This window comes from Geodermatophilus sp. SYSU D00758 (genome assembly GCF_054049955.1).
On the sequence record NZ_JBJGYK010000002.1, the window covers coordinates 175,711 to 197,659 of the forward strand.

General features: G+C 76.0%; 19 protein-coding genes and 1 tRNA gene. 13 read left to right on the plus strand and 7 right to left on the minus strand.

Features of this window, described 5'->3' with window-relative positions; genetic code table 11:
• Positions 1–88: 88 nt before the first annotated feature.
• Positions 89–628: a single-stranded DNA-binding protein gene (locus ACI8AC_RS02730; RefSeq protein WP_456894934.1), complete on the minus strand. Its 540-nt coding sequence runs from the start codon at positions 626–628 to the stop codon at positions 89–91.
• Between the two features lie 206 nt (positions 629–834).
• The gene (locus tag ACI8AC_RS02735) at positions 835–2,844 is read right to left on the minus strand and encodes a transcriptional regulator (protein WP_456894936.1); all 2,010 of its coding nucleotides are present in this window, start codon (positions 2,842–2,844) and stop codon (positions 835–837) included.
• A gap of 160 nt (positions 2,845–3,004) precedes the next feature.
• Between ACI8AC_RS02735 and ACI8AC_RS02740 the strand changes: the two genes are divergently transcribed.
• The 6 genes from ACI8AC_RS02740 (at position 3,005) to ACI8AC_RS02765 (ending at position 7,961) form a co-directional block, all read left to right on the plus strand.
• On the plus strand, positions 3,005–3,367 hold the full coding sequence (locus ACI8AC_RS02740) for a hypothetical protein (RefSeq protein WP_456894938.1): 363 nt from the start codon (positions 3,005–3,007) through the stop codon (positions 3,365–3,367).
• Between the two features lie 86 nt (positions 3,368–3,453).
• Positions 3,454–3,526, plus strand: a tRNA-Arg gene (locus ACI8AC_RS02745).
• Between the two features lie 247 nt (positions 3,527–3,773).
• Complete coding sequence (locus tag ACI8AC_RS02750) at positions 3,774–5,210, plus strand: pentapeptide repeat-containing protein (protein WP_456894940.1); 1,437 nt, start codon at positions 3,774–3,776, stop codon at positions 5,208–5,210.
• Positions 5,207–6,199, plus strand: coding sequence for an ATP-binding cassette domain-containing protein (locus ACI8AC_RS02755; RefSeq protein ID WP_456894942.1), 993 nt, complete (start codon positions 5,207–5,209; stop codon positions 6,197–6,199). Before ACI8AC_RS02750 ends, ACI8AC_RS02755 begins: the two co-directional genes overlap by 4 nt.
• Entirely contained in the window at positions 6,196–7,035 is an 840-nt protein-coding gene (locus ACI8AC_RS02760; protein WP_456894944.1) for an ABC transporter permease, read from the plus strand. Before ACI8AC_RS02755 ends, ACI8AC_RS02760 begins: the two co-directional genes overlap by 4 nt.
• A gap of 260 nt (positions 7,036–7,295) precedes the next feature.
• Positions 7,296–7,961, plus strand: a complete 666-nt coding sequence (locus ACI8AC_RS02765) for a DUF4333 domain-containing protein (protein ID WP_456894946.1) — start codon at positions 7,296–7,298, stop codon at positions 7,959–7,961.
• A 62-nt stretch (positions 7,962–8,023) separates the two neighbouring features.
• Here the strand turns inward: ACI8AC_RS02765 and ACI8AC_RS02770 are convergent, their stop codons facing one another.
• Complete coding sequence (locus ACI8AC_RS02770; RefSeq protein WP_456894948.1) at positions 8,024–9,064, minus strand: LLM class flavin-dependent oxidoreductase; 1,041 nt, start codon at positions 9,062–9,064, stop codon at positions 8,024–8,026.
• A gap of 81 nt (positions 9,065–9,145) precedes the next feature.
• Between ACI8AC_RS02770 and ACI8AC_RS02775 the strand changes: the two genes are divergently transcribed.
• Positions 9,146–9,835 (plus strand): glycoside hydrolase family 16 protein, encoded by a 690-nt coding sequence (locus ACI8AC_RS02775; protein ID WP_456894950.1) that lies wholly within the window; start codon positions 9,146–9,148, stop codon positions 9,833–9,835.
• A 69-nt stretch (positions 9,836–9,904) separates the two neighbouring features.
• Positions 9,905–11,881: a putative bifunctional diguanylate cyclase/phosphodiesterase gene (locus tag ACI8AC_RS02780; RefSeq protein ID WP_456894952.1), complete on the plus strand. Its 1,977-nt coding sequence runs from the start codon at positions 9,905–9,907 to the stop codon at positions 11,879–11,881.
• Between the two features lie 161 nt (positions 11,882–12,042).
• Here ACI8AC_RS02780 and ACI8AC_RS02785 read toward each other — a convergent pair whose 3' ends face one another.
• Positions 12,043–12,837, minus strand: a complete 795-nt coding sequence (locus ACI8AC_RS02785; protein ID WP_456894954.1) for an SGNH/GDSL hydrolase family protein — start codon at positions 12,835–12,837, stop codon at positions 12,043–12,045.
• 97 nt (positions 12,838–12,934) lie between these two features.
• Here ACI8AC_RS02785 and ACI8AC_RS02790 point away from each other — a divergent pair, with 97 nt between their 5' ends.
• Together ACI8AC_RS02790 and ACI8AC_RS02795 are read left to right on the plus strand one after the other, a co-directional pair.
• Positions 12,935–13,720: a transglutaminase-like domain-containing protein gene (locus ACI8AC_RS02790; RefSeq protein WP_456894956.1), complete on the plus strand. Its 786-nt coding sequence runs from the start codon at positions 12,935–12,937 to the stop codon at positions 13,718–13,720.
• Positions 13,721–13,765: 45 nt separating this feature from the next.
• A complete protein-coding gene (locus ACI8AC_RS02795; RefSeq protein ID WP_456894958.1) occupies positions 13,766–14,293 on the plus strand; it encodes an NUDIX domain-containing protein in 528 nt (175 codons plus the stop codon).
• Positions 14,294–14,309: 16 nt separating this feature from the next.
• Here the strand turns inward: ACI8AC_RS02795 and ACI8AC_RS02800 are convergent, their stop codons facing one another.
• Positions 14,310–15,737 (minus strand): dihydrolipoyl dehydrogenase family protein, encoded by a 1,428-nt coding sequence (locus ACI8AC_RS02800; protein WP_456894960.1) that lies wholly within the window; start codon positions 15,735–15,737, stop codon positions 14,310–14,312.
• 34 nt (positions 15,738–15,771) lie between these two features.
• On the opposite strand from ACI8AC_RS02800, the gene ACI8AC_RS02805 reads away from it, so the two are divergent.
• From ACI8AC_RS02805 to ACI8AC_RS02815, 3 genes are all read left to right on the plus strand, one after another.
• Positions 15,772–16,263 (plus strand): flavin reductase family protein, encoded by a 492-nt coding sequence (locus ACI8AC_RS02805; protein ID WP_456894962.1) that lies wholly within the window; start codon positions 15,772–15,774, stop codon positions 16,261–16,263.
• Between the two features lie 54 nt (positions 16,264–16,317).
• Positions 16,318–18,921, plus strand: coding sequence for a bifunctional FO biosynthesis protein CofGH (locus ACI8AC_RS02810; RefSeq protein WP_456894963.1), 2,604 nt, complete (start codon positions 16,318–16,320; stop codon positions 18,919–18,921).
• A gap of 80 nt (positions 18,922–19,001) precedes the next feature.
• Positions 19,002–20,138: a glycerate kinase gene (locus tag ACI8AC_RS02815; protein ID WP_456894965.1), complete on the plus strand. Its 1,137-nt coding sequence runs from the start codon at positions 19,002–19,004 to the stop codon at positions 20,136–20,138.
• Here the strand turns inward: ACI8AC_RS02815 and ACI8AC_RS02820 are convergent.
• Together ACI8AC_RS02820 and pdxA are read right to left on the minus strand one after the other, a co-directional pair.
• Positions 20,116–20,907, minus strand: a complete 792-nt coding sequence (locus ACI8AC_RS02820) for a DeoR/GlpR family DNA-binding transcription regulator (RefSeq protein ID WP_456895070.1) — start codon at positions 20,905–20,907, stop codon at positions 20,116–20,118. The two genes, ACI8AC_RS02815 and ACI8AC_RS02820, sit on opposite strands and share 23 nt — an antisense overlap.
• A complete protein-coding gene (pdxA, locus tag ACI8AC_RS02825) occupies positions 20,904–21,941 on the minus strand; it encodes a 4-hydroxythreonine-4-phosphate dehydrogenase PdxA (protein ID WP_456894967.1) in 1,038 nt (345 codons plus the stop codon). The genes ACI8AC_RS02820 and pdxA overlap by 4 nt, the downstream gene beginning before the upstream one ends.
• Positions 21,942–21,949: the final 8 nt, after the last annotated feature.

Below are 21,949 nucleotides of genomic sequence, written 5' to 3' on the forward strand. Positions count from 1 at the left end.
GCCTTCCGTCGGTCGCGATGAGGGGCGGGCCGGCCGGTGGCCGGCCCGCCCCGTGCGTGCTCGCCCCCGATCCTCCCAGCCCGGGCAACTAGACGTGCGCGGGCTCCGCGGCGAGGTCCGGGGCGTCCGACTGGTGCAACGCCGGGTCGGCGGTCACGTAGTCCCGGCCGGGCAGCGGGATCCCGCCCGATCCGAGCGAGCCCGCGCCGGCCTCGGGCTCCCGGCCCTCGGGCTCCGGGACCTGGCCCTCGGCCCCCGGCCGGGCGGGCCGCGGGGTGCGGGTGAAGTCGGCGCGGCCCCGGGCGAGGTTCGGGCCGACGGCGAAGGCCTTGATCCGCGGCACGCTGCGGCGGCCGCTGTCGCCCTCCCAGCTGTGCGTCGTCAGGGCGCCGTGCACGATCACCGGGTCGCCCTTGCTGATGCTGCCGGACACGTTGCCCGACAGCTCGTTCCAGCACTCGACGTCGACCCAGAAGGTGCCGCCGTCGACGAACTCCTGGGTGCGGTTGTCGTAGCGGCGGGAGGTCGACGCCATGCGGAAGTTGGTCACGGGGTTGCCGCTGTCGGGCCGGTAGCGGCGGGGCGCGTCGACCACGTTGCCGACGACGGTCACGTAGGTGTCGTTCACGGTGCTCCTCGGGGTGTGCCCCGCCGGGGCGGCGGGACCGGCGCGGTGCCGGACGCGGACGACCGTTCCCGCCCCGCGCCGGGCAGGGAGCCCGACGGACCGGCTTGTGGACGGCAGACCGGCCTGTGGACGGACGGCGTGGTCGCGTCGGGAGCCCGTGCTCACCTGCGGCCGTGACGCCCCACCGACCCGGTCCCCCGCACGGCTCAGACCCGCCAGCGCACCGGCAGCCGCCGATCGGGCCCGTAGCAGCAGTAGGTCCCGAGGTGGACCGTCCGTCCGAGGTGGTCGCCCAGGGCGGGGTGGTGGGCCGCGATCCGCGCCAGCGCGTACCGGACGGCCCGGCCGACGCTCGTCCGGGCCCGCTCGGCGGCCGAGCCGGCCGACCGCGCCCGCCCGCCCAGCCCGAAGGCCCGCGACAGCTCGCGGACCAGGTAGTCCCGGTCGGCCTGCGCACGCACGACCCGACCCTCGTCGCCGAGGGCGCGGGCCTGCTCGACGTCCTCGTCGATCTCGGCGAGGCGGCGCCGGTAGGCGGCACGCGCCTGCGCGTCGAGCACCGGCCCCAGGTCCCCGGTGTCGGCGACGCCGCCCCCCTCGGTGGCGACCAGGTCCAGCACGTGCAGCTCCCGGTCGGGCGCGGCCAGCAGCCGGGCCAGGTAGCGCATCCCCTTGAGGTCCTGCAGGAGCACCGTGCGCCCGGCGAACGTGACCGTGCGGGTGTCGCCGTCGAGCCGGAAGACCCCCGTCTCCCCGTCCGCGGCCGGGGCGAGGGGTGGTCGCCGGGGCGGCGCGGCGCCGAGGCGCTCCCGGGTCGCCCGCCCGGCCACCTCCTCCCGCTCGGCGAGGGTCGGGTGGTCGAGGGCCCGGTGCGCCCGCGCCAGCACCTCCCGCACGAGCGCGGTCTCGTAGGGCGCGCCGACGTCGTCCCAACCGGCGAGGGCCTGCTCGCAGGCGGCGACGGCAGCGGGGGCGTCCCCCTCGGCGAGGGCGACCCGGCCGCGCGCCAGCGCTGCGCTCGCGTCCAGGGCACGGCTGCGGAAGGTGGCCGCGACGGCGGTCAGCTCGGTGGCGGCGGCGCGGGCGCGGCCGAGGTCACCGGTCGCCACGGCGACCTCGGCCTGGGCGGCGAGCAGCGGCGCCCGCCGGAGTGCGCCGGCGGGCGGCCACTCCTTGGACGGCACGGGGCACGGGTGGTCGAGCGCATCCTGCAGCATCCCGGCCGCGGTGGCCGCGTCCCCCTGCGCCAGCCGCAGCAGCGCGAGGCCGGGTTGCGGTTCCCACCCGTGCTCGGAGGCGGCGAGCAGGGCCTCCTCGGCCCCGGTCAGGTCGCCGCGGCGGAGCCGGATGGTCCCGAGCTCGGTGAGCGGCCAGCCGTACTCCCGCCGCATCCAGGGCCGCAGCTCCCGGCAGGCACCGAGGGCCTCGTCCTCGGCCTCGGCGCACGCCCCGCGGAGCCGGAGGATCTCGGCGCGGTGGACCCGGCAGCGGCCGTTGATGCCGCCGAAGGCCGTGCCGACCCGCCAGCGCTCCATGGCCTCGGTCCACTGCTCGGCGCGGTCGTACTGGGCCAGGCCCTGCATGGCGCAGATGAGCTCGCAGTAGACCATCCCGGTCCCGAGGGCGTCGAGCTCGCCGGAGACCACGCTGACGGCCGCCTCGTCGAGCAGTTCCAGGCCCCGGTCGACGTCCCCGTCGAGGATGAGCAGCCGCGCGGTGGCCACCCGCCCCAGAGCGGCCGCCACGGGCGGACCGTGTCGCACGCCCAGGTCGACGGCCCGCTCCGCAGCACGCCGGGCCCCCTCCACGTCCCCGGTCATGAACCGCTCGTAGGTGCGCGTCATCGCGAGGAGGGCGTGGGTGGGCGACCCGGCGGCGTCCCCGAGCAGGCGCTCCGCGCGCGCCATCCAGCCCCGGACGGGCGCCATGAGCCCGGTGTCCATCATCAGGTGGACCGCGACGGTCGCCGCGGCGGCGGCCGCCGCCACGTCGTCCCCCTCGGCCGCCGCGCGGGCGCAGGCCTCCTCCCAGGCGGTGATCGCCTCCTCGAGCTCCCCGGCGCCGTAGGCAGCCCGTGCCAACTGGTCGAGCTCGACCGGCGAGAGCGGGCGGCGGGCCCGGGCCTCCCGCAGCAGGCGCAGCGCGGCCGTGAACTCCCCCGCTGCCAGCGCGGCGCCGGGGTCGGCGTGCTGTCCCGCACGGTCGGGTCCGTGCACCGTGCTCGCCCCCTCCGCCGTCGTCCGGGGTCCGACGGAGCCGAGCCTATGACCGGCCCGCCCGTCCGGGAGCGGCGTCGTCCCCACCGGGACACGGTTTGTCCCGCCTCCCCGGGTGACCGGTCCGACGGGCCGGCACCCGAGGAGAGAAGAGACCACCATGAATTCCGCGCTCGACGCCCTCCCGATCGAGGTCCAGCAGGGGCCACTGGTGACCCGGTACGCCGAGTGGGGGGACATGGCCGTCCGTTTCGCGCGCGTGCCCGGCGGCACGGACATGGGTCCCCTTCTGATGGGGCTGCCGGGAGACCGCTGCCCGAGTCCCCACTGGGGCGTCGTGCTGGAGGGGTCCGTGCGGGTGACGGCGGCCGACGGGTCCGAGTCGGTCACCCGCGCCGGAGAGGCGTACTACTGGCCGGCCGGCCACACCGCCCGGATGGACGAGGACACCGCCTTCCTCGAGGTGGGCCCGGTGGCGGCCATGCGGCAGTTCAGCGAGCACGCCCGGGCCAAGCTGGGCTGAGCCGGGAGCGCGGGGCGGCGCCACCGGGTGCCGCCCCGCGCGGCCCGCCCGGCAGGCGGCGCCCACGGTGCGATGATCGGTCGCGAGCGCCCGTAGCTCAGCGGATAGAGCAGGTGCCTTCTAAGCACTTGGTCGCAGGTTCGATCCCTGCCGGGCGCGCACACGACCTCCGGCCTGCAGGTGTGGGCGGTGCGCATCGGGAGGGACGCAGCCGGGGACCACCCAGCCGCCCCGCGCCACCGCGATCGTCCCCGGCCACGGTCCCGGCCGCCCCGGGTCGTCGTCGCTCCCACGAGCGCGTCCTCGCTGTTCCGGTCCTCCCCGCCGAGCGCCGATTCCTGCGGGCTCGGTGAACATCTCGATGGACTGGTCCCGGATCACCCCGGCCCGCCCTAGGCTGCGACCCGTGGCCGGCAGCCCCCACGAAGGACCGAGGCGGCCGAGATCAGTGCCGTGGAAGCTGTGGAAGGTCGTCTTCCTCGGGGCGGCAGTGGCTCTCCTCCTCGGCGCCGCCCTCGGCCAGACCTTCGCCTGGTGGGTCGCCGGAGAGGGCTCGTGGTGGAGCGCCTGGACAGAGCTGAACTCGGACCAGCTCCTCGACGTGCTGCGCAGTGCCGTCGTCGCCGTGGCCATCGTGGCGGCCGGCGGCGTCACCCTGATCGCCTACCGTGGTCAGCGGACCGCTGAAGATCGGCAACGGACTGCCGCGGCTCGGCAGTGGACGGCCGAAAGCCGGCATCAGCTCGAACGCGAGCGCCACGCACTGGCCGAGGGTGGTGAGCTGCGCGGCCGCTACGTCTCGGCCGCCGAGCAGCTCGGGCATGTGCAGGCCGCCGTCCGCCTGGCCGGCGTGTACGCGATGGCGGGGCTCGCCGACGAGTGGAGCCGCCGTGGGGATCCGGCCGAACAGCAGGTCTGCGTCGATGTCCTCTGCGCATATCTCCGCATGCCCGCGGGGCAGGGTGCGGGCAAGCAGGAGGCGGAGGTTCGTTCCACCGTCGTCCGTGTTCTCCGCCAGCACCTCCTCTCCCCGGCCAGCAGCAGTTCCTGGTGCCGGGCTGACATCGATCTCACCGGCGCCGACCTGTGGAGCGCCGACTTCAGCGGAGCGACCTTCTCCGGGGAGCGGACCACCTTCGACGGGGCGACCTTCGCCGGGAGGACCGATTTCGGCGGTGCCGCCTTCTCCGGGCAGCGGGCCAGCTTCGACGGGGCCACCTTCTCCGGAAAGCTGGCCAGCTTCGACGGAGCGACCTTCTCCGCCGCGCACACGGGCTTCGGCGGGGCGGCCTTCTCCGGAGGGATAACCAGCTTCCACCGGGCGACCTTCTCCGGAGGAACGGCCCACTTCGACCGGGCGACCTTCTCCGCCGCGCACACCAGCTTCGGCGGGGCGACCTTCTCCGGAGGGATGACCAGCTTCGGTGGGGCGACCTTCGGCGGAGAGGTGGCCAGCTTCGACCGGGCCACCTTTTCCGGGGGGATGGCCAGCTTCGCCGGGGCGGCCTTCTCCGGAGGAGAGGTCAGCTTCGACCGAGCGACCTTCCGCGGGGGACGCACCAGCTTCAACGAGGCGACCTTCTCCGGGGAGCAGGTGCGGTTCAGGGACGCCCGGGTCGTCGGGTCCACGGTGGACCTGTCCGTCTCCGCGTGGTGGAGTTCGACGGTGGAGGGGGCGGTACCCGACGGCATCCGCCTACCGGCGGAGGCGACCGGCACCTCGGATCGGTCAGGAAGCGACACCCGCGGTGACGTCGACCGGGTGGACCGGCGACACCGGCGCCGCGAGGACGGCGGCCGGCCGATCTCGCAGCGTCCGGGTCCGGCCGAGGAGTCCGCATGAGGGACCCCGGCGACGCCGTCGTCGTCGAGGACGTCGACGTGGCCTTCGGCGGGACACGGGCCCTGGACCGGCTCAGCTTCCGCGTCCCGCGGGGCACGGTCGTGGGGCTGCTCGGCCCCAACGGCGCAGGCAAGACCACCGCCGTCCGCGCGCTCACGACCTTGCTCCGGCCCGACGCCGGCCGCATGCAGGTCCTCGGGATCGACGTGGTCCGCCAGCCCCGCCGGGCGCGGCGGCGCATCGGCCTGGCCGGCCAGTCCGCCGCGGTCGACCTCAACCTGACCGGACGGGAGAACCTGCGCCTGTTCGGCGAGCTGTACCGGCTCGGCGCACGCACGCGACGGCGTGCCGACGAACTGCTGGAGCGGTTCGACCTCGTCGAGGCCGCCGATCGCGTCGTCCGGACCTACTCCGGAGGCATGCGGCGACGCCTGGACCTGGCCGCGAGCCTGGTGCACGAACCCGAGGTGCTCTTCCTCGACGAACCCACCACAGGTCTCGACCCCCGGAGCCGGCTCGCGCTCTGGGGCATGATCGACGACCTGGTGGCACGAGGCACGACGCTGCTGCTCACGACGCAGTACCTGGAAGAGGCGGATCGCCTGGCCGACCGCATCGCCGTGATCGATCGCGGAACCGTCGTCGCCGAGGGCACGCCCGACGACCTGAAGAAGCGAGTGGGCGGGCAGGTCCTGCGGATCCGTGTCGCGCAGGCGCCCGATGCGGCCAGGCGCGTGCTGGCACCGGTGGCCGACGCAGAGGGACCCAGCACCGAGGACGACGGCATCATCGTGATCCCGGCGACCGACGGCGGTCACTCGGTGGCCCGTGCGGCCGCGGTGCTCAACGACGCCGGCATCGCGGTGGAGGAGATGGCCCTGCGCCGGCCCACTCTGGACGACGTCTTCCTCACCCTGACCGGCCAGGGACCCCCCGGGGACGGCGGACGACCGGAGGCAGGGACTCCTCGCCGGGTCGTGGCCCCGTGAGCGCATCGACGGAGCGATCGTCGTCCGACAGCCCTGCTCCGCCTCCCCCGGACGACGGAGAGGAGACGTCGATCTCCTGGGCGCTGCGAGACACCTGGGCGATCACCCGGCGCAACCTGAGGACCGTGGCGCGCCAGCCGCAACTGCTGGTCTTCGTGACCATCCAGCCGGTCATCCTCATCCTGCTCTTCCGCTACGTGTTCGGCGGTGCCATCGCCACGGCCGGCCCGGTCGACTACGTCGACTACCTGCTCACCGGGATCTTCGTCCAGACGATCACCTTCGCGGCGGTCCAGACGGGTATCGGCCTCTCGGAGGACCTGTCGCACGGCATCGTCGACCGCTTCAAGTCGATGCCGATCGCTCGGGGTGCTGTTCTGTCCGGCCGCATCTGCGCGGATCTCGTGCGGAACATGGGCGTCATCCTCGTCATGGTGGGGGTCGGCCACCTCGTCGGTTTCCGCTTCACCGACGGACCGGCCGGGGCCGTGCTCGCCCTGCTGGTGCTGCTGGCGTGGGGATTCGCCTTCTCGTGGGTCGGGGCCTGCCTGGGGCTGACCCTGAAGAGGCCCGAGACGGTCCAGGCCGCCTCCTTCCCCCTCATCTTCCTGCTCGTCTTCGCGTCCTCGATCTTCGTCCCGGTGCAGACGATGCCCGGGTGGCTGCAGGCCTTCGTCCACGTCAACCCCATCACGCTCGTCACCGACGCGGTGCGGGCCCTGGCGCTCGGGGAGCCGTTCGACCTGTTCCCGGAACTCGGGTGGGCGGCGCTGTCGATGGCGGTCATCCTGTCGGTCTTCGTCCCCATCTCCGTCCACCGCTACCGGCGGAGCTGAGCCGCGCTCGGCCGGGGCGGGGCTCACCCGCTGGAGGAGAGGGTGCGCCGGGCTTCGGCGGCCGAGCGGCAGGACTGCTGGAGGAGCGTGTCCTCGACCGGCTCGACGAGACGCCGACCCGCCGATCACCGCGGGGACGTCACCCGATCGGGTGACGGCCGTGGGCTTGGACCGCGCCTGCAAGTGCGCCACAAGTCCGCCCGAAGGGGTGCCCGGCACGGTTCTCCCCGAGCCCCCCAGCACCGTCCGAGGAGAACGCCATGACCCAGCAGATCAACACCCCGTACGGCGGCGGCCCGGCTGCCTACCCGCCGCCCCCGCCCGCCGGCTTCGGCGGCCAGCCGCCGTTCGGCGCCCCGCCGGCCGGCTGGGGCCAGCCGCCGGCCCCGCGCAGGAAGCGCACCGGCGCGATCGTCGGGAGCATCGTCGCCGCCCTCGCCGCCATCGGCGGCCTGGTGGTCGGCGCGATCTTCCTCTTCGGCGCCACCACCATCGACACCGCCGAGGCCGAGCGGCAGATCGCCGCGCTGACCGAGGACCAGGTGGGCCTCGCGGCCACCGGCGTCGAGTGCCCCGAGGACGTCGAGGCGCGCGCCGGCAACACGTTCACCTGCACCGCCACCCTGGACGGCCAGGAGACGTCGTTCACCGTCGAGCAGACCGACGGCGAGGGCAACGTGGAGTTCACCAGCGACCACACCTACACGCTGGTCGCCGACGTCGAGGGCTTCCTGGCCGACGAGATCGGCGCGCAGGCCGGTGTCGAGGCCGTCGCCACCTGCGAGGCCGAGGGCCGCACGGTCCTGGTGGGCGCCACCCAGGCCCCGCTGGCCTGCACGGTCACCAACGCCACCGACGCGACCGACAGCGTCGACGTCGCCGCCGAGGTCGACGACACCGGCACGGTGAGCTACGAGGTCCTCTGACCCGATCCGCGCGAAGGGGGCGGGGTGCCGTGGCACCCCGCCCCCTTCGCGCGTGCAGGCGGTCAGCGCCGGTCGGGGTGCACCCACCCGATCGCCGGCGCGACCTCCCGGGCCACCGTCCCGAGCAGCCGGGCGTTGTACTCGACGCCCAGCATGTTCGGGACGGTGAGCAGCAGGGTGTCGGCCTCGCGGACGGCGACGTCCTTGGCCAGCTCCTCGGCCAGCTGGTCGGGCTCGCCCACGTAGCTCCTGCCGAACCGGGCGCGCACCCCCTCGAGCAGGCCCACCTGGTCCTCGCCCGACCGCTCGCCGAAGTAGCGCCGGTCCAGGTCGGTCGTCACCGGGACCACGCTGCGGCTGACCGACACCCGGGGGGTGTGCTCCCAGCCCGCCTCGGCCCACGCGGTCCGGTATCGGGCGATCTGCTCGGCCTGCAGCTCGTCGAAGGGCACACCGGTGTCCTCGACCAGGAGGGTGGAGCTCATCAGGTTCATCCCCTGGCGGGCGGTCCACTCCGCGGTCGCCCGGGTGCCCGACCCCCACCAGATCCGCTCGCGCAGCCCGGGCGACTGCGGCTGGACGGCCAGCCGGCCCGAGGCCCCGCCGGTCATCCCGGGGTCGGCCTCGACCACCGTCCGGCCCGAGATCGCGGCCAGGAACAGCTCGGTCTTCTGCCGCGCCAGGTCGGCGTCGCTGGTCCCCGCCGGCGGCACGTAGCCGAAAGCCTCCGAGCCGCGCAGCGCCGTCTCCGGTGAGCCCCGGCTGATGCCCAGCTGCAACCGGCCGTCGCTGAGCAGGTCGGTCGCCGCCGCCTCCTCGGCCATGTACAGGGGGTTCTCGTAGCGCATGTCGACCACGCCGGTGCCCAGCTCCACCCGCCGGGTCCGCGCGGCCATGGCGGCCAGCAGCGGGAACGGCGAGGCGAGCTGGCGGGCGAAGTGGTGCACCCGCACGAAGGCGCCGTCCAGGCCGATCTCCTCGGCGGCCACCGCCAGCTCCACGCTCTGCACCAGGGCGTCGCGGGCCGTGCGCACCTGCGAGCCCGGCACCGGCTGCCAGTGACCGAAGCTCAGGAAGCCGATCCGTTTCGGCTCTGCGTCCACGTCGTCCACCTCTCTCCTCGTACGGGGAGGACCAGCAGCGGCGGGGGGCGCGGTGTTCCCGCCGACCGCAGGATGGGTGCCGTGACCGGTCCCTGGGTCCTCGTCCTCGACGAGCGCTTCAGCACTCCCGCACCGCTCGGCGGTTTCGCCGGGGCCTACCCGGGCTGGGGGCACTACGACGGGCTGACCGACACGACCGGCCGCGGGCGCTACGACACCGCGGCCACGGTCTCGGTGGCCGGCGGGGTGGCCGACGTCTGGGTGCGCAGCATCGACGGGCAGCCGACGGTGGCCGCGCTCCTCCCGCCGATCGGCGGCGACCCGTGGTCGGGCCAGGTGCACGGGCGCTACGAGGTGACCTTCCGCGCCGACCCGGTGCCCGGCTACAAGATCGCCTGGCTGCTCTGGCCGGCGTCCGACGTGTGGGACGACGGTGAGGTCGACTACCCGGAGGGCGCCCTCGACGGCGAGTTCGCCGCGCACAGCCTGTGCGTCGGCGCCGCGCCGGAGTTCTGCTTCCACAGCGCGTCCCTGGGGCGGATGTCCGGCTGGCGCACGGCCGTCACCGAGTGGGCGCCGGGCCGGCTGACCTTCCTCCTGGACGGCGCCGTCGTCGGTGGGACCACCGACCCCCGGGCGATCCCGACCGGGCCGATGCGCTGGGTGCTGCAGACCGAGACCGCCGACGCCGTGGTGCCGGCGGCCGCCGCCGAGGGCCACGTGCAGATCGCCGGGCTTCGCATCTGGGCGTGGGCCGGTGACGCACCGTAACCGGTTGACCACGACTCTCCGGGGACGGGGTTCCGTCACTCACGGAGTTCCATCGGCGACCCTGTGTCGGTGACCCTGAGCGCTCCCGACGTCCCGCGGCCCCGTGCCGGCGGCCCCGGCGCGGCCGGCTCGAGACTGCGGGCGATCGACACCCTGCTCGCCGACCGCGGCCAGCTGTTCCGGGCCCTGTTCCTCACCGCGCCCATCCCGAAGGCGCTGGTCGACCTGGACGGGCACTTCCTGGTCGTCAACGAGGCGCTGTGCGCCATGACCGGGCGGGCACCCGAGGACCTCGTCGGCCGGCACGTCGACCTGCTCGCCCACCCCGACGAGGCGCCGGTCCCCGACCGGCCCGGCGGCACCGACGAGCCGGTGGACCCGTGGCTGCGGGTCGACGGCGAGCGCCGGCTGCGGCGCGCCGACGGCACCGAGCTGTGGGCGCTGCAGTCGCACGAGGTCGTGCACACGAGCACGGGGCAGCCGCAGTTCGCCGTCCTCTCGCTGGTCGACGTCACCGACCGCCGCCGCGCCGAGGAGGACCTGGTCCGGCGCGCCTTCACCGACCAGCTCACCGGGCTGCCCAACCGGCGGGCGCTCAACGACCGGCTCAACCACGCCCTCGCGCTCTCACGCCGGCGGGGGCTGCAGGTGGGCCTCGTCCACCTCGACCTCGACCGCTTCCAGGCGGTCAACGACGCGCTCGGGCTCGAGGGCGGCGACCAGCTGCTCAGCCAGGTCGCCGACCGGCTGCGCTGGAGCACCCGGGTCGAGGACACCGCCGTCCGCCTCGGCGGCGACGAGTTCCTCATCCTGGCCGAGGACGTCGAGGACCTCGACGGGCTGCGCGCCCTGGCCGACCGGCTGCTGACCGTGCTCGACGACCCGTTCCTCATCGGCGACCGCGAGCTCGTGCTGTCGGCCAGCGTGGGGCTGACCCTGGGCTCCGACGTCGCCCCCGACGACCTGCTCCGCCAGGCGCACGGCGCGCTGACCCGGGCCAAGGCCGACGGCCGCCGGGCCCGCATCGAGGTCTACGACGGGGTGCTCAGCGACAGCGAGGTCGACCAGCTCCAGCTCGAGGCCGACCTCCGCAACGCGCTGGAGAACGACGAGCTGCGGCTGTTCTACCAGCCGATCGTGGCGCTGTCGGACGAGACGCTGCTCGGCTACGAGGCGCTCATCCGCTGGCAGCACCCCACCCGCGGGCTGCTCCCGCCCGGCGCCTTCCTGGCCGCCGCCGAGGACAACCGGCTCACCTCCCGGCTGGGCGCCTGGGTCCTGCGCCGGGCCTGCGAGGACGCCGCCGGGTGGCCGGCCGGGCTGCGCGTGCACGTGAACATCTCGGCGCGGCACCTGGCCGAGCCCGGGTTCGCCGACCTGGTCACCGACACGCTCGCCGTGACCGGGCTGCCCCCCGAGCGGCTGGAGCTGGAGATCACCGAGTCGACCGCGCTCTTCGCCGCCGAGGCGACGCTGCAGGCGGTCTCGGAGGTCACCGACGCCGGCGTCACCCTCGCCCTCGACGACTTCGGCACCGGCTACTCGGCGATCACCGCGCTGCACCGGCTGCCCATCCACACGGTCAAGATCGACCGCTCGTTCGTCGCCGACGTGGTCACCGAGCCCTCCACCGCCGCGCTCGTGCAGGGCCTGGTGCAGCTGGGCCTGGGCATGGGCCTGCAGGTGATCGCCGAGGGCATCGAGGACCTCGACCAGGCCCAGTGGCTGCGCGACCACGGCTGCGTCATGGCGCAGGGCTACGCCTTCGGCCGGCCCGCACCGCTGCCGGCCCGGGACCCCGCCGCGGCAGAGGTCCCGGGCGAGGCGACCGGCACCCTGCCGCCCGGCGTGGTCACCGTCGAGGACGTCCTGGCCGCCGAGCCGGCAGGTGGAGCGGACGCCAGGCCGCCGGACGACCGGCTGCCGGACGAGCGGCTGCCCGACGAGGCGGACGCCGGCTCCACCGGCACCGCGCCTCCGGACGGCGGTCCCACCGACGTCGGCACCGCGGACGAGGGGGACGCCCCCGGGCAGTCGCGGCCCTGATCACCGGCGGGGCCGGCCCGCGCCGCCACCGACCCGCCCGCGGTCCTACGTCTCCGAGCGCAACGGCACTCGAAGACGCAGGTGCCGGGGACCCGGACAGCGCGCACGGTCCCGTCATCCTGAAAGGCGGAACCGTGCGCAGCGTGACCGCCGGAGCGCCCTCAGACCCGCGGCAGCGCCAGCGGCACGGGGCGCTTGGCGGCGCGGCCGTCCCCGGAGGAGCGCCCGCGCACCCGCCGGGCCACCCACGGCACGACGAACCCGCGCAGCCAGGCGACCTCCTCGGCCACCGCCGCGCGCAGCGCCCGGGGCGCCTGGGGGGCCAGCGGCTCGCGCCAGTCCCCCTCGGCCGGCAGGCCCAGCGCGGCCGCGGCGGCCAGGGCGGTGCGGCGGTGGCCCTCGGCGGTGAGGTGGATGCGGTCGCCGTCCCACAGGCGCCAGTCGTAGAGCCACGGCGCGCCCCACAGGTCCAGCACGACCGCGCCGTGCCGGGCGGCGACCGACCACAGCGAGGCGTTGAACACCGCGACCCGGCCGCGGGTGCGCCGGATGATCGGGGTCTCCCGGGGGTCGACCCCGGTGGCCAGCAGCACGTCGGCCCCGGCGGCGCGGAACCGGGCGACGGCGTCCTCCAGGGCCGCGGCCAGCCGGTCGGGATCGGCGCCGGGGCGCAGCAGGTCGTTGCCCCCGGCCACCAGGCTGACCAGGTCCGGGCGTGCCTCCAGCGCGACGGGCACCTGCTCCGCGAGCACCTGGCCCAGCAGCCGGCCCCGGACGGCCAGGTTGGCGTACTCGACGTCGTGGCCGGCCGCGGCGGCCAGGTGCCCGGCCAGCCGGTCGGCCCAGCCGCGGAACTCCCCCGCGCGCTCGGGGTCGGGGTCGGCGAGCCCCTCGGTGAAGGAGTCGCCGAGGGCGACGTAGCGGTGCCAGGAGCTGCGGGACGGCGGAACGTGCACGGTCCCACTCCAGCACGCCGTCGCGCCGATCCCGCGGGCGTGGTGCGTGAGTGAGCCCACACCCCGTCCGACCAGCGCGGACGCCACGATGGTCGGCATGCGCACCGACGTCGCCGCCACCCTCACGGTCTCCTCCCCCGCCCCGGCGACGGCGCTGCTGCAGGTGGCCGCCGCGGCCCCGCTGGCCGAGCAGCTGACCGTGCTCTGCGACGGACGGCCGCTGGACGTCGAGGAGCTCGCCGTCGGCGAGGCCCGGGTGCACCGGGTGCGACTGGGGGCCGGGACGACGACCGTGGCCTACACGGCGACGGTCGAGGGCGACGGCCCGTCCCGTCCGGTGACCCCGGCGGCGTGGGCGGAGGCGCTGCGGCCCAGCCGCTACTGCCCGTCGGACGAGCTCGAGGGCTTCGCCACGGCCGAGTTCGACCGCGGCCTGCCGCGCGCGGAGCTCGTCGCGGCCGTCGCCGACTGGGTGCACGGCCGGCTCACCTACAGCGCCGGGGCCAGCCGGCCCGTCGACACCGCCGTCGACACCCTGCTGGCCGGCCGGGGGGTGTGCCGGGACTACGCGCACCTGACCGTCACCCTGCTGCGGGCGCTGGAGGTGCCCGCCCGGCTGGTCGCCGTCTACGCGCCCGGGCTGGACCCGATGGACTTCCACGCCGTCGTGGAGGCCGACGTCGACGGCGTCTGGCACGTCGTCGACGCCACCCGGCTGGCCCCCCTGCACTCGCTGGTGCGGATCTGCTCGGGCCGGGACGCCGCCGACACCGCGTTCCTCACCACGCTGGGCGGGGTCGCCCGCTTCGGGTCGATGGCGGTCACCGCGACCGTCGACGGCCCCCTGCCCGCGGCGTCGACCGCCCCGCACCCGCTGCCCTGATCCCCCGGGTGTGCGGGCCCCTGGGGGATGCCAGAGGCTGACCCGGTGCGGACGACGGGCAGCAGGGAGGTCTACCGGAACCCGTGGATCCGGGTCCGGGAGGACGAGGTGGAGCTGGCCGACGGCTCGACCGGGGTGTACGGCGTCGTGGAGAAGGCCCACTTCGCCCTCGTCATCGCGGCCGAGCGGGACGGCTTCTGGCTGGTCGAGCAGTACCGCCACCCGGTCGCCCGGCGCACGTGGGAGTTCCCCCAGGGCACGTGGAGCGCCGGGGCGGCGGGCACGCCCGAGGAGTTGGCGCGCACCGAGCTGGCCGAGGAGACCGGGCTGCGGGCGGCGTCGCTGCGCCACCTGGGGCACCTCGACCTCGCCCCCGGGCAGTCGACCCAGGAGTTCGACGTCTGGCTGGCCACGGGGCTGACCCCCGGGCCCACGGCGCGCGAGGTGACCGAGGCCGGGATGGAGACCGCGTTCGTGACCGAGGCGGAGCTGCGGGCGATGGTCCGCGACGGGCGGTTCACCGACGCCCCCAGCCTGGCGGCCTACAGCCTGCTGCTGCTCGACCGCACCTGAGCGTGGCCGACGGCGTTCAGCTGTCGCGCCAGGCCTCCAGCAGCCGCAGCCAGATCTCGCTCACCGTCGGGTAGGCCGGCACCGCGTGCCAGAGCCGGGCGATCGGCACCTGGCCCACCACGGCGACCGTCGCCGCGTGCAGCAGCTCGGCGACGTCGGCGCCGACGAACGTGACCCCGAGCAGCACCTCGCGCTCGGTGTCCACCACGGCGATCGCGGTGCCCTCGTACCCGTCGGCGAGCAGCGAGGCGCCGGCCACGCCACCCAGCGGGTACGTGACCGCGCGGTGCGGCAGCCCCGCCGCCTCGGCCTGCACCCGGGTCAGCCCGACGGAGGCCACCTGCGGGCGGGTGAACACCACCGAGGGGACGGCGGCGGTGTCGGCGGTCGCCGCCCACGGCGCCCAGTCGTCGGGCCGCACCTGCTCGCCCCGCGCGCGGGCGACGATCGCCGCGCCCGCCTGCCGCGCCTCGTACTTGCCCATGTGGGTGAGCGGGGCGCGGCCGTTGACGTCCCCGACCCCGTAGAGCCAGTCGGAGCCGCGCACGAGCAGTGTGTCGTCGACGTCCAGGTACTCCCCCGGCGCCAGGCCGACGGTCTCCAGCCCCGCGTCCCCGGTGCGGGCGGCGCGGCCGACCGCCACCAGCACCTCGTCGCCGCGGACCTCGCCGCCGGAGGTGGTCAGCACCACCTCGGTGCCCTCCCGGCGCGCGGCGGTGACCTCCGCGTCCAGCCGGACGTCGACCCCGGCCGCCCGCAGGGCCGCCTCGACCGCCGCGCCGGCCTCGGGCTCGGCGCCGTCGAGCAGCTGCCCGTCCCGCTGCAGCAGGGTGACCCGGGCGCCCAGGTCGGACCAGGCGGTGGCCATCTCGCAGCCGACGTAGCCGCCCCCGAGGACGAGCAGCCGGCCGGGCGGCTCCTTGGCGCTGGTCGCGTCCCGCGGCACCCAGGGGTCGACGTCGGCCAGCCCGTCGACCGGCGGGAGGGCCGGCCGGGAGCCGGTGCACACCGCCACGGCGTGCCGGGCGGTCAGCCGGGTGGTGCTGCCGTCGTCGGCGGTGATCACGACGGTGCGCTCGCCGTCGAGCCGGCCGGTGCCGCGCAGGAGGGCGATGCCGGCGCCGCGCACCCACTCCACCTGCGAGGAGTCGTCCCAGTCGTGGGTGAAGGTGTCGCGGCGGGCCAGCGTGGCGGCGACGTCCTGGCCCCCGGTGACCGCCTGCCGGGCGCCGTCGACGGCGCGGGCGGCGGCCAGCACGTCCCCGCCGCGCAGCAGCGCCTTGCTCGGCATGCAGGCCCAGTACGAGCACTCCCCGCCGACCAGCTCGGCCTCGACCAGCGCCGCGGTGAGCCCGCCGCGGACGACGGCGTCGGCCACGTTCTCCCCCGTCGACCCGCCGCCCAGCACGACCACGTCGTAGGTCACCTCGACCGCGCTGCTCACCGGCCCATCCTGTCGGTGTGGTCGACTGGCCGCCATGCCGGTCTCCCCACGCGAGTACGCCGACGCGCTGCGCCAGTACGCCGCCGGGGTGTGCCTGCTGACCGTCCGCGACGGCATCGACGACGTGGGCACCACCGTCTCCTCGGTGATGAGCGTCTCGGCCGCCCCGCCGCTGGTCGCCGTCGGCCTGGCCGCCGACGGCTACCCGGCCGAGGTGCTGGCCGAGGTCGGCTCGTGCGGGCTGACCGTGCTCGGGGCGCAGCACGCGATCGTCGCCAGCCGGTTCGCCTCGGCCGGCCGGCCCAGCGCCCGCCACCTGCTGGAGGGAGTGCCCTGGCGGCGGGCCGAGGGCAGCGGCGCCATCGTGCTGGACGACGCCCCCGCGGCGCTGGACTGCCGGCTGCAGCAGGCCGTGCCGGCCGGCGACCACCTGCTGGCGCTGCTCGAGGTCACCGGGATCCCGGCGCTGCGCGAGGACGCCGTCCCCCTGCTGCGGCTGCGCGGCCGGTACGCCGGCCCGCACTGACACCGGCGCCGGGCGGGAACCCGGCCGACACCTGCGGGGGTTAGCGTGCAGGTGATGAGCGAGAAGCCGACCGTCGAGCCGAACGCGCTGCGCCGGGCCCTGGCCCGGGCCGAGCGCGGCGCCACGCTCGACGCCTCCGAGGCCGAGACCCTGCTCGCCGCCCGCGGCCTGGGCGAGGGCGAGCCGCTGGACCGGCTGCTCACCGCCGCCGGCCGCGTCCGCGACGCCGGCCTGGCCTCCGCCGGCCGACCCGGCGTGGTCACCTACAGCCGCAAGGTGTTCATCCCGCTCACCCACCTGTGCCGCGACCGCTGCCACTACTGCACGTTCGTGACCACGCCCGGGCAGCTGCGCCGGGGAGGCAAGGCCCCGTTCCTCTCCCCCGACGAGGTGCTCGACATCGCCCGGGCCGGTGCCGCGCTGGGCTGCAAGGAGGCGCTGTTCACCCTCGGCGACCGGCCGGAGGACCGCTGGCCGGTCGCCGCCGAGTGGCTGGAGGCGCACGGCTTCGACTCCACGCTCGGCTACCTGCGCGCGATGGCGATCCGGGTGCTCGAGGAGACCGGCCTGCTGCCGCACCTCAACCCCGGGGTGATGACCTGGGAGGAGGTCCAGCGGCTCAAGCCGGTGTCGGCCTCGATGGGCATGATGCTGGAGACGACGGCGACCCGGCTGTGGTCGCAGCGCGGCGGGCCGCACTTCGGCTCCCCGGACAAGGACCCGGCGGTGCGGCTGCGGGTGCTCGAGGACGCCGGGCGCTCCGCCGTCCCGTTCACCACCGGCGTGCTGCTCGGCATCGGCGAGGACGCCGCCGAGCGCGTCGACGCCGTCCTGCGGATCCGCGCCGCGCACGCCCGGCACGGGCACGTGCAGGAGGTCATCGTCCAGAACTTCCGGGCCAAGCCGCGCACCGCGATGGCCGCGCACGACGATCTCGCGCTGCAGGAGTACGTGGCCGCGGTCGCGGTCACCCGGCTGCTGCTGGGCCCGAAGGCGCGGGTGCAGGCCCCGCCCAACCTCTCGGACTCCACCGAGCTCGAGCTGCTGCTGCGCGCCGGCGTCGACGACTGGGGCGGCGTCAGCCCCCTGACCCCCGACCACGTCAACCCGGAGCGGCCGTGGCCCAACACCGACAAGCTGGCCGCCCTCTCCGCCGAGGCCGGGTTCACCCTCCGCGAGCGGCTGGCCGCCCAGCCGCCCTACGTGCTGGCCCCCGAACCGTGGCTGGACCCCCGGGTGCGCCCGCACGTCGCCGCGCTGGCCGGCCCCGACGGGCTGGCCGTCGAGGGCCGGGTGCCCGCCGGGCTGCCGTGGCAGGAGCCGGACGACGCCTGGACGGCGACCGGCCGGGTCGACCTGCACGTCGAGGTCGACACCGTGGGGCGCACCGGTGACCGGCGCAGCGACTTCGACGCCGTCTACGGCGACTGGGCCGAGCTGCGCTCGCGCACCGAGGCCGCCCGCGACGGCTCCTCGACCGCCTTGGCCGTCGGCGACCCGGAGGTGCACGCGGCGCTGCGCCGGGCCGAGACCGACCCGGCCGGGCTGACCGACGCGCAGTACCTGGCGCTGCTCGGGGCCGACGGCGCCGACCTGGAGGCGCTGTGCGCGCTGGCCGACGCCGTCCGCGGGGACACCGTCGGCGACGACGTCACCTACGTGGTCAACCGGAACATCAACTTCACCAACGTCTGCTACACCGGCTGCCGGTTCTGCGCGTTCGCCCAGCGGCGCACCGACGCCGACGCCTACACCCTCTCCCTGCAGCAGGTCGGCGACCGGGTCGACGAGGCGTGGGCGGCCGGGGCCACCGAGATCTGCATGCAGGGCGGCATCCACCCCGACCTGCCCGGCACCGCCTACCTCGACCTGGCCCGCGAGGTGAAGCGCCGGCAGCCGGGCATCCACCTGCACGCGTTCAGCCCGATGGAGATCGTCAACGGCGCGGCCCGCACCGGGCTGTCGTTCGCCGAGTTCCTCGCCGCGGCGAAGGAGGCGGGGCTCGACAGCGTCCCGGGCACCGCGGCGGAGATCCTCGACGACGACGTCCGGTGGGTGCTCACCAAGGGCAAGCTGCCCACCGCGACCTGGCTGGAGATCATCTCCACCGCGCACCGGGTGGGCATCCCGACGACCTCGACGATGATGTACGGCCACGTCGACACCCCCGCCCACTGGGTGGCCCACCTGCGCACGCTGGCCGGCGTCCAGGACGAGACCGGCGGGTTCACCGAGTTCGTGCTGCTGCCGTTCGTGCACCACAGCTCGCCGATCTACCTCGCCGGCGTGGCCCGGCCCGGGCCGACGGTGCGGGAGAACCGCGCCGTGCACGCCGTCGCCCGGCTGCTGCTGCACGGCCGCATCGCGAACGTGCAGACGTCGTGGGTGAAGCTCGGCGACGTCGGCACCCGGACCGTCCTGCAGGGCGGGGCCAACGACCTCGGCGGGACCCTGATGGAGGAGACGATCAGCCGGATGGCCGGCAGCGAGAACGGTTCGCTGAAGACCATCGCCGAGCTCGAGGCGATGGCCGCCGCCATCGGCCGCCCCGCCCGGCAGCGCACCACGGAGTACGGCACCCCGTCGGCCGAGCGGCTCGCCACCGCGCGGTCGGAGGAGGGCCGCCGCCGGCTCACCCTCTCCCTCACCCCGCGCTGACACCGCGATCACGGCGCGGTGACCACCGCCGAGCCGCCCCCGGTGGTTCCGGCGCCGTGATCGCGGGAACGACGAGCGGCGTGCCCCGCGTCCTCCTCGCCCCCGACAAGTTCAAGGGCTCCCTGCCGGCTCCCGAGGTGGCCGCGGCGCTGGCCCGCGGCCTGACCCGAGCCCGCCCCGACGCCGAGGTGGTCGCGCTGCCGGTCGCCGACGGCGGCGAGGGCACGCTGGCCGCGGCGGTGGCCGCCGGGTTCACCCGGGTCCCGGCGACCGCCACCGGCCCGACCGGGGAGCCGGTCGAGACCGCCTGGGCACGGTCGGGGGGCACCGCGGTCGTGGAGATGGCCGACGCCTCCGGCCTCGCCCGGCTGCCGGGCGGCCGGACCGCGCCGCGGACGGCCACCAGCCGGGGCACCGGGGAGTTGGTCGCCGCTGCCCTGGACGCGGGCGCCCGGCGCGTCGTCCTGGGCATCGGCGGCAGCGCCACCACCGACGGCGGGGCGGGGCTGCTGCAGGCGCTCGGCGTGCGGCTGCTCGACGCCGACGGGGTCGAGCTCGGCCCGGGCGGTGCGGCGCTGGAGCGACTGGCGCGGGTGGACCTCGCCGGGCTGCACCCGGGGCTGGCCGAGGCCGAGGTGCTGGTCGCCTGCGACGTCGACAACCCGCTCACCGGGGCCGAGGGCGCCGCGGCGGTCTACGGCCCGCAGAAGGGCGCGGACGCCGACGACGTCGCGCTGCTCGACCGCTGCCTGGGCCGGTTCGCCGACGTCGTGGCCGCCGCCACGGGCCGGGACCTGCGCGGGGAGCCCGGGGCCGGCGCCGCCGGCGGGGTGGGGTTCGCCGCCCTCGCCGTCCTCGGGGCGGCGCTGCGGCCGGGCATCGGCCTGCTGCTGGAGCTGCTCGACTTCCCCGGCCACGTCCGCGGCGCCGACCTGGTCGTGACCGGGGAGGGGTCGCTGGACGAGCAGTCGCTGCGCGGCAAGGCGCCGGTGGGCGTGGCCCGCGTCGCGCGGGAGGCCGGCGCGGCGGTGGTGGCGGTCTGCGGCGTCCGGGCGCTCGACGACGCGCAGCTGCGCGCGGCCGGCTTCGAGGCCGCCTACGCGCTGGCCGACCTCGAGCCCGACCCGGCGCGCAGCATGGCCGGGGCCGCCCCGCTGCTGGAGCGGGTGGGCGCCGAGCTGCTCGGGCGGCACCTCACGGCGCGACCCGCACGCTGACCCCCCGCCGGTCGAAGGCCGCCGCGGTGGCCGGCGGGATGCCGGCGTCGGTCACCACCGTCCAGTCCGGCCCGATGCCGAGGTAGGCCGGCGCCGCCCCCGCGGTGAACTTCGCGGAGTCCGCCAGCAGCACCACCCGCCGCGCCCGGCCGGCGGCCACCTCCTTGACCCAGGTCTCCTCCACCGTGGGCTCGCCCAGCCCCCGCTCGGGGTCGACGGTGTCCGCGCCGAGGAAGGCCACGTCGAAGGCCAGCCGGTCCAGCGCCACCGAGACCAGCGGGCCGATCAGGCCGTGGCTGAGCGGCTGCACCTGCCCGCCCACCACGACGACGCGCACGTCGGCCGCGCGGGACAGCAGCAGGGCCGCCTCCAGCCCGCGGGTCACCACGGTGAGCGGCCCGGCGCCGGCGAGCACCCGGGCCAGCGCGAGGCAGGTGGTCCCGGCGTCCAGGAAGACCGTCCCCCCTGCCGGCACGAACCCGGCGGCGGCCGCCGCGACGGCCTGCTTGGCCTCCGCGTGCAGCCGCGCGCTCTCGCCGAAGGACCGCTCGTGGAGGACGTCGTCGCGGACCAGCGCACCGCCGTAGGTCCGGGCGATCCGGCCCTCGCGCTGCAGCCGGGCGAGGTCGCGGCGCACCGTCGACGGCGACACCCCGACCCGCCCGGCCAGGGCCTCGACGCCGTCGACGCCGGTGCGCAGCAGCTCCAGCAGCTCGGCGTGGCGCTGCTGGGTGGCCCGCCGGGTGGCGGTGTCCTCCGGGCCGCTCAGGGCGCGTACGCCTTGCGGATGGTGTCGGCGAACGGCGCGTAGTCGACGGCGGCGAGGTAGGCCGACAGCATCGTGCCGGCGCCGGCCTTGCCGGTGCCGGCGATGTCGAAGGCGGTGCCGTGGTCCACCGAGGTGCGCAGGATGGGCAGCCCCACGGTCACCGAGATGGTGCCGTCGAAGTCGAACGTCTTGGCCGGGATGTGCCCCTGGTCGTGGAAGTGCGAGAGCACGCCGTCGTAGCGGCCGACCAGGCCCTGGTGGAAGACCGAGTCGGCCGGGATCGGCCCGCGCACGTCGAGCCCCTTCCCCCGCGCCGCCTCGCAGGCCGGGCCGATGTGCACGATCTCCTCGTCCCCGAAGTTGCCGTTCTCCCCGCCGTGCGGGTTGAGCGCGGCCACGGCCAGCCGGGGGTTCTCCACCCCGAAGACCTGCAGCGCGGTGTGCGCCCGGTGGATGGACTCCTCCACCCGCTCGGCGGTGATCTGCTCGATGGCCGTGCGGAGCGCGACGTGCCGGGTGGTGAAGAAGATCCGCAGGTGGTGGCCCTCCTGCGCGGTGTTGCGGACGACGAACATCGTGTCCTGCTGGGTGACGCCGGTGAGCTCGCCGAGCATCTCCGTGTGGCCCAGGTGCGCCGACCCGGCCGCCCAGATCGCCTCCTTGTTGATCGGGCTGGTGACCACACCGGCCACCTGCCCGTCGAGCGCGGCCCGGGTGGCCAGCTCGATCGCGGCGACGGCGGCGCGGCCGGCCCGCTCGTCGACCTTCCCCCACTCCGGGACGTCGTCGCCGAGGACGCCGGTGTCGACGACGTCGATGACGCCGTCGACCGGCTCGGTGTCGAAGCCGTCCACGGTGCGCACCTCGACGTCGAGGCCCATGGCCCGGGCGCCGCGGCGCAGGGCGGCGGGGTCGCCGACCGCGACGCCGTGGTGGTCGGCGGCGCCCGCGGTCCGGGCCAGCGTGGCGGCGGTGATCTCCGGTCCGATGCCGACCGGGTCACCCAGGGTCACCGCGAGGACGTGTCGGGTCATGTCGTTGC

Excerpts from the sequence above, each read along its gene's own strand:
- ACI8AC_RS02805 (WP_456894962.1), top strand. The coding sequence starts at position 15,772 with ATGCCGGTCTCCCCACGCGAGTACGCCGACGCGCTGCGCCAGTACGCC.
- ACI8AC_RS02790 (WP_456894956.1), top strand. The coding sequence starts at position 12,935 with ATGCGCACCGACGTCGCCGCCACCCTCACGGTCTCCTCCCCCGCCCCG.
- ACI8AC_RS02765 (WP_456894946.1), top strand. The coding sequence starts at position 7,296 with ATGACCCAGCAGATCAACACCCCGTACGGCGGCGGCCCGGCTGCCTAC.
- ACI8AC_RS02810 (WP_456894963.1), top strand. The coding sequence starts at position 16,318 with ATGAGCGAGAAGCCGACCGTCGAGCCGAACGCGCTGCGCCGGGCCCTG.
- ACI8AC_RS02755 (WP_456894942.1), top strand. The coding sequence starts at position 5,207 with ATGAGGGACCCCGGCGACGCCGTCGTCGTCGAGGACGTCGACGTGGCC.
- pdxA (WP_456894967.1), bottom strand. The coding sequence starts at position 21,941 with ATGACCCGACACGTCCTCGCGGTGACCCTGGGTGACCCGGTCGGCATC.
- ACI8AC_RS02740 (WP_456894938.1), top strand. The coding sequence starts at position 3,005 with ATGAATTCCGCGCTCGACGCCCTCCCGATCGAGGTCCAGCAGGGGCCA.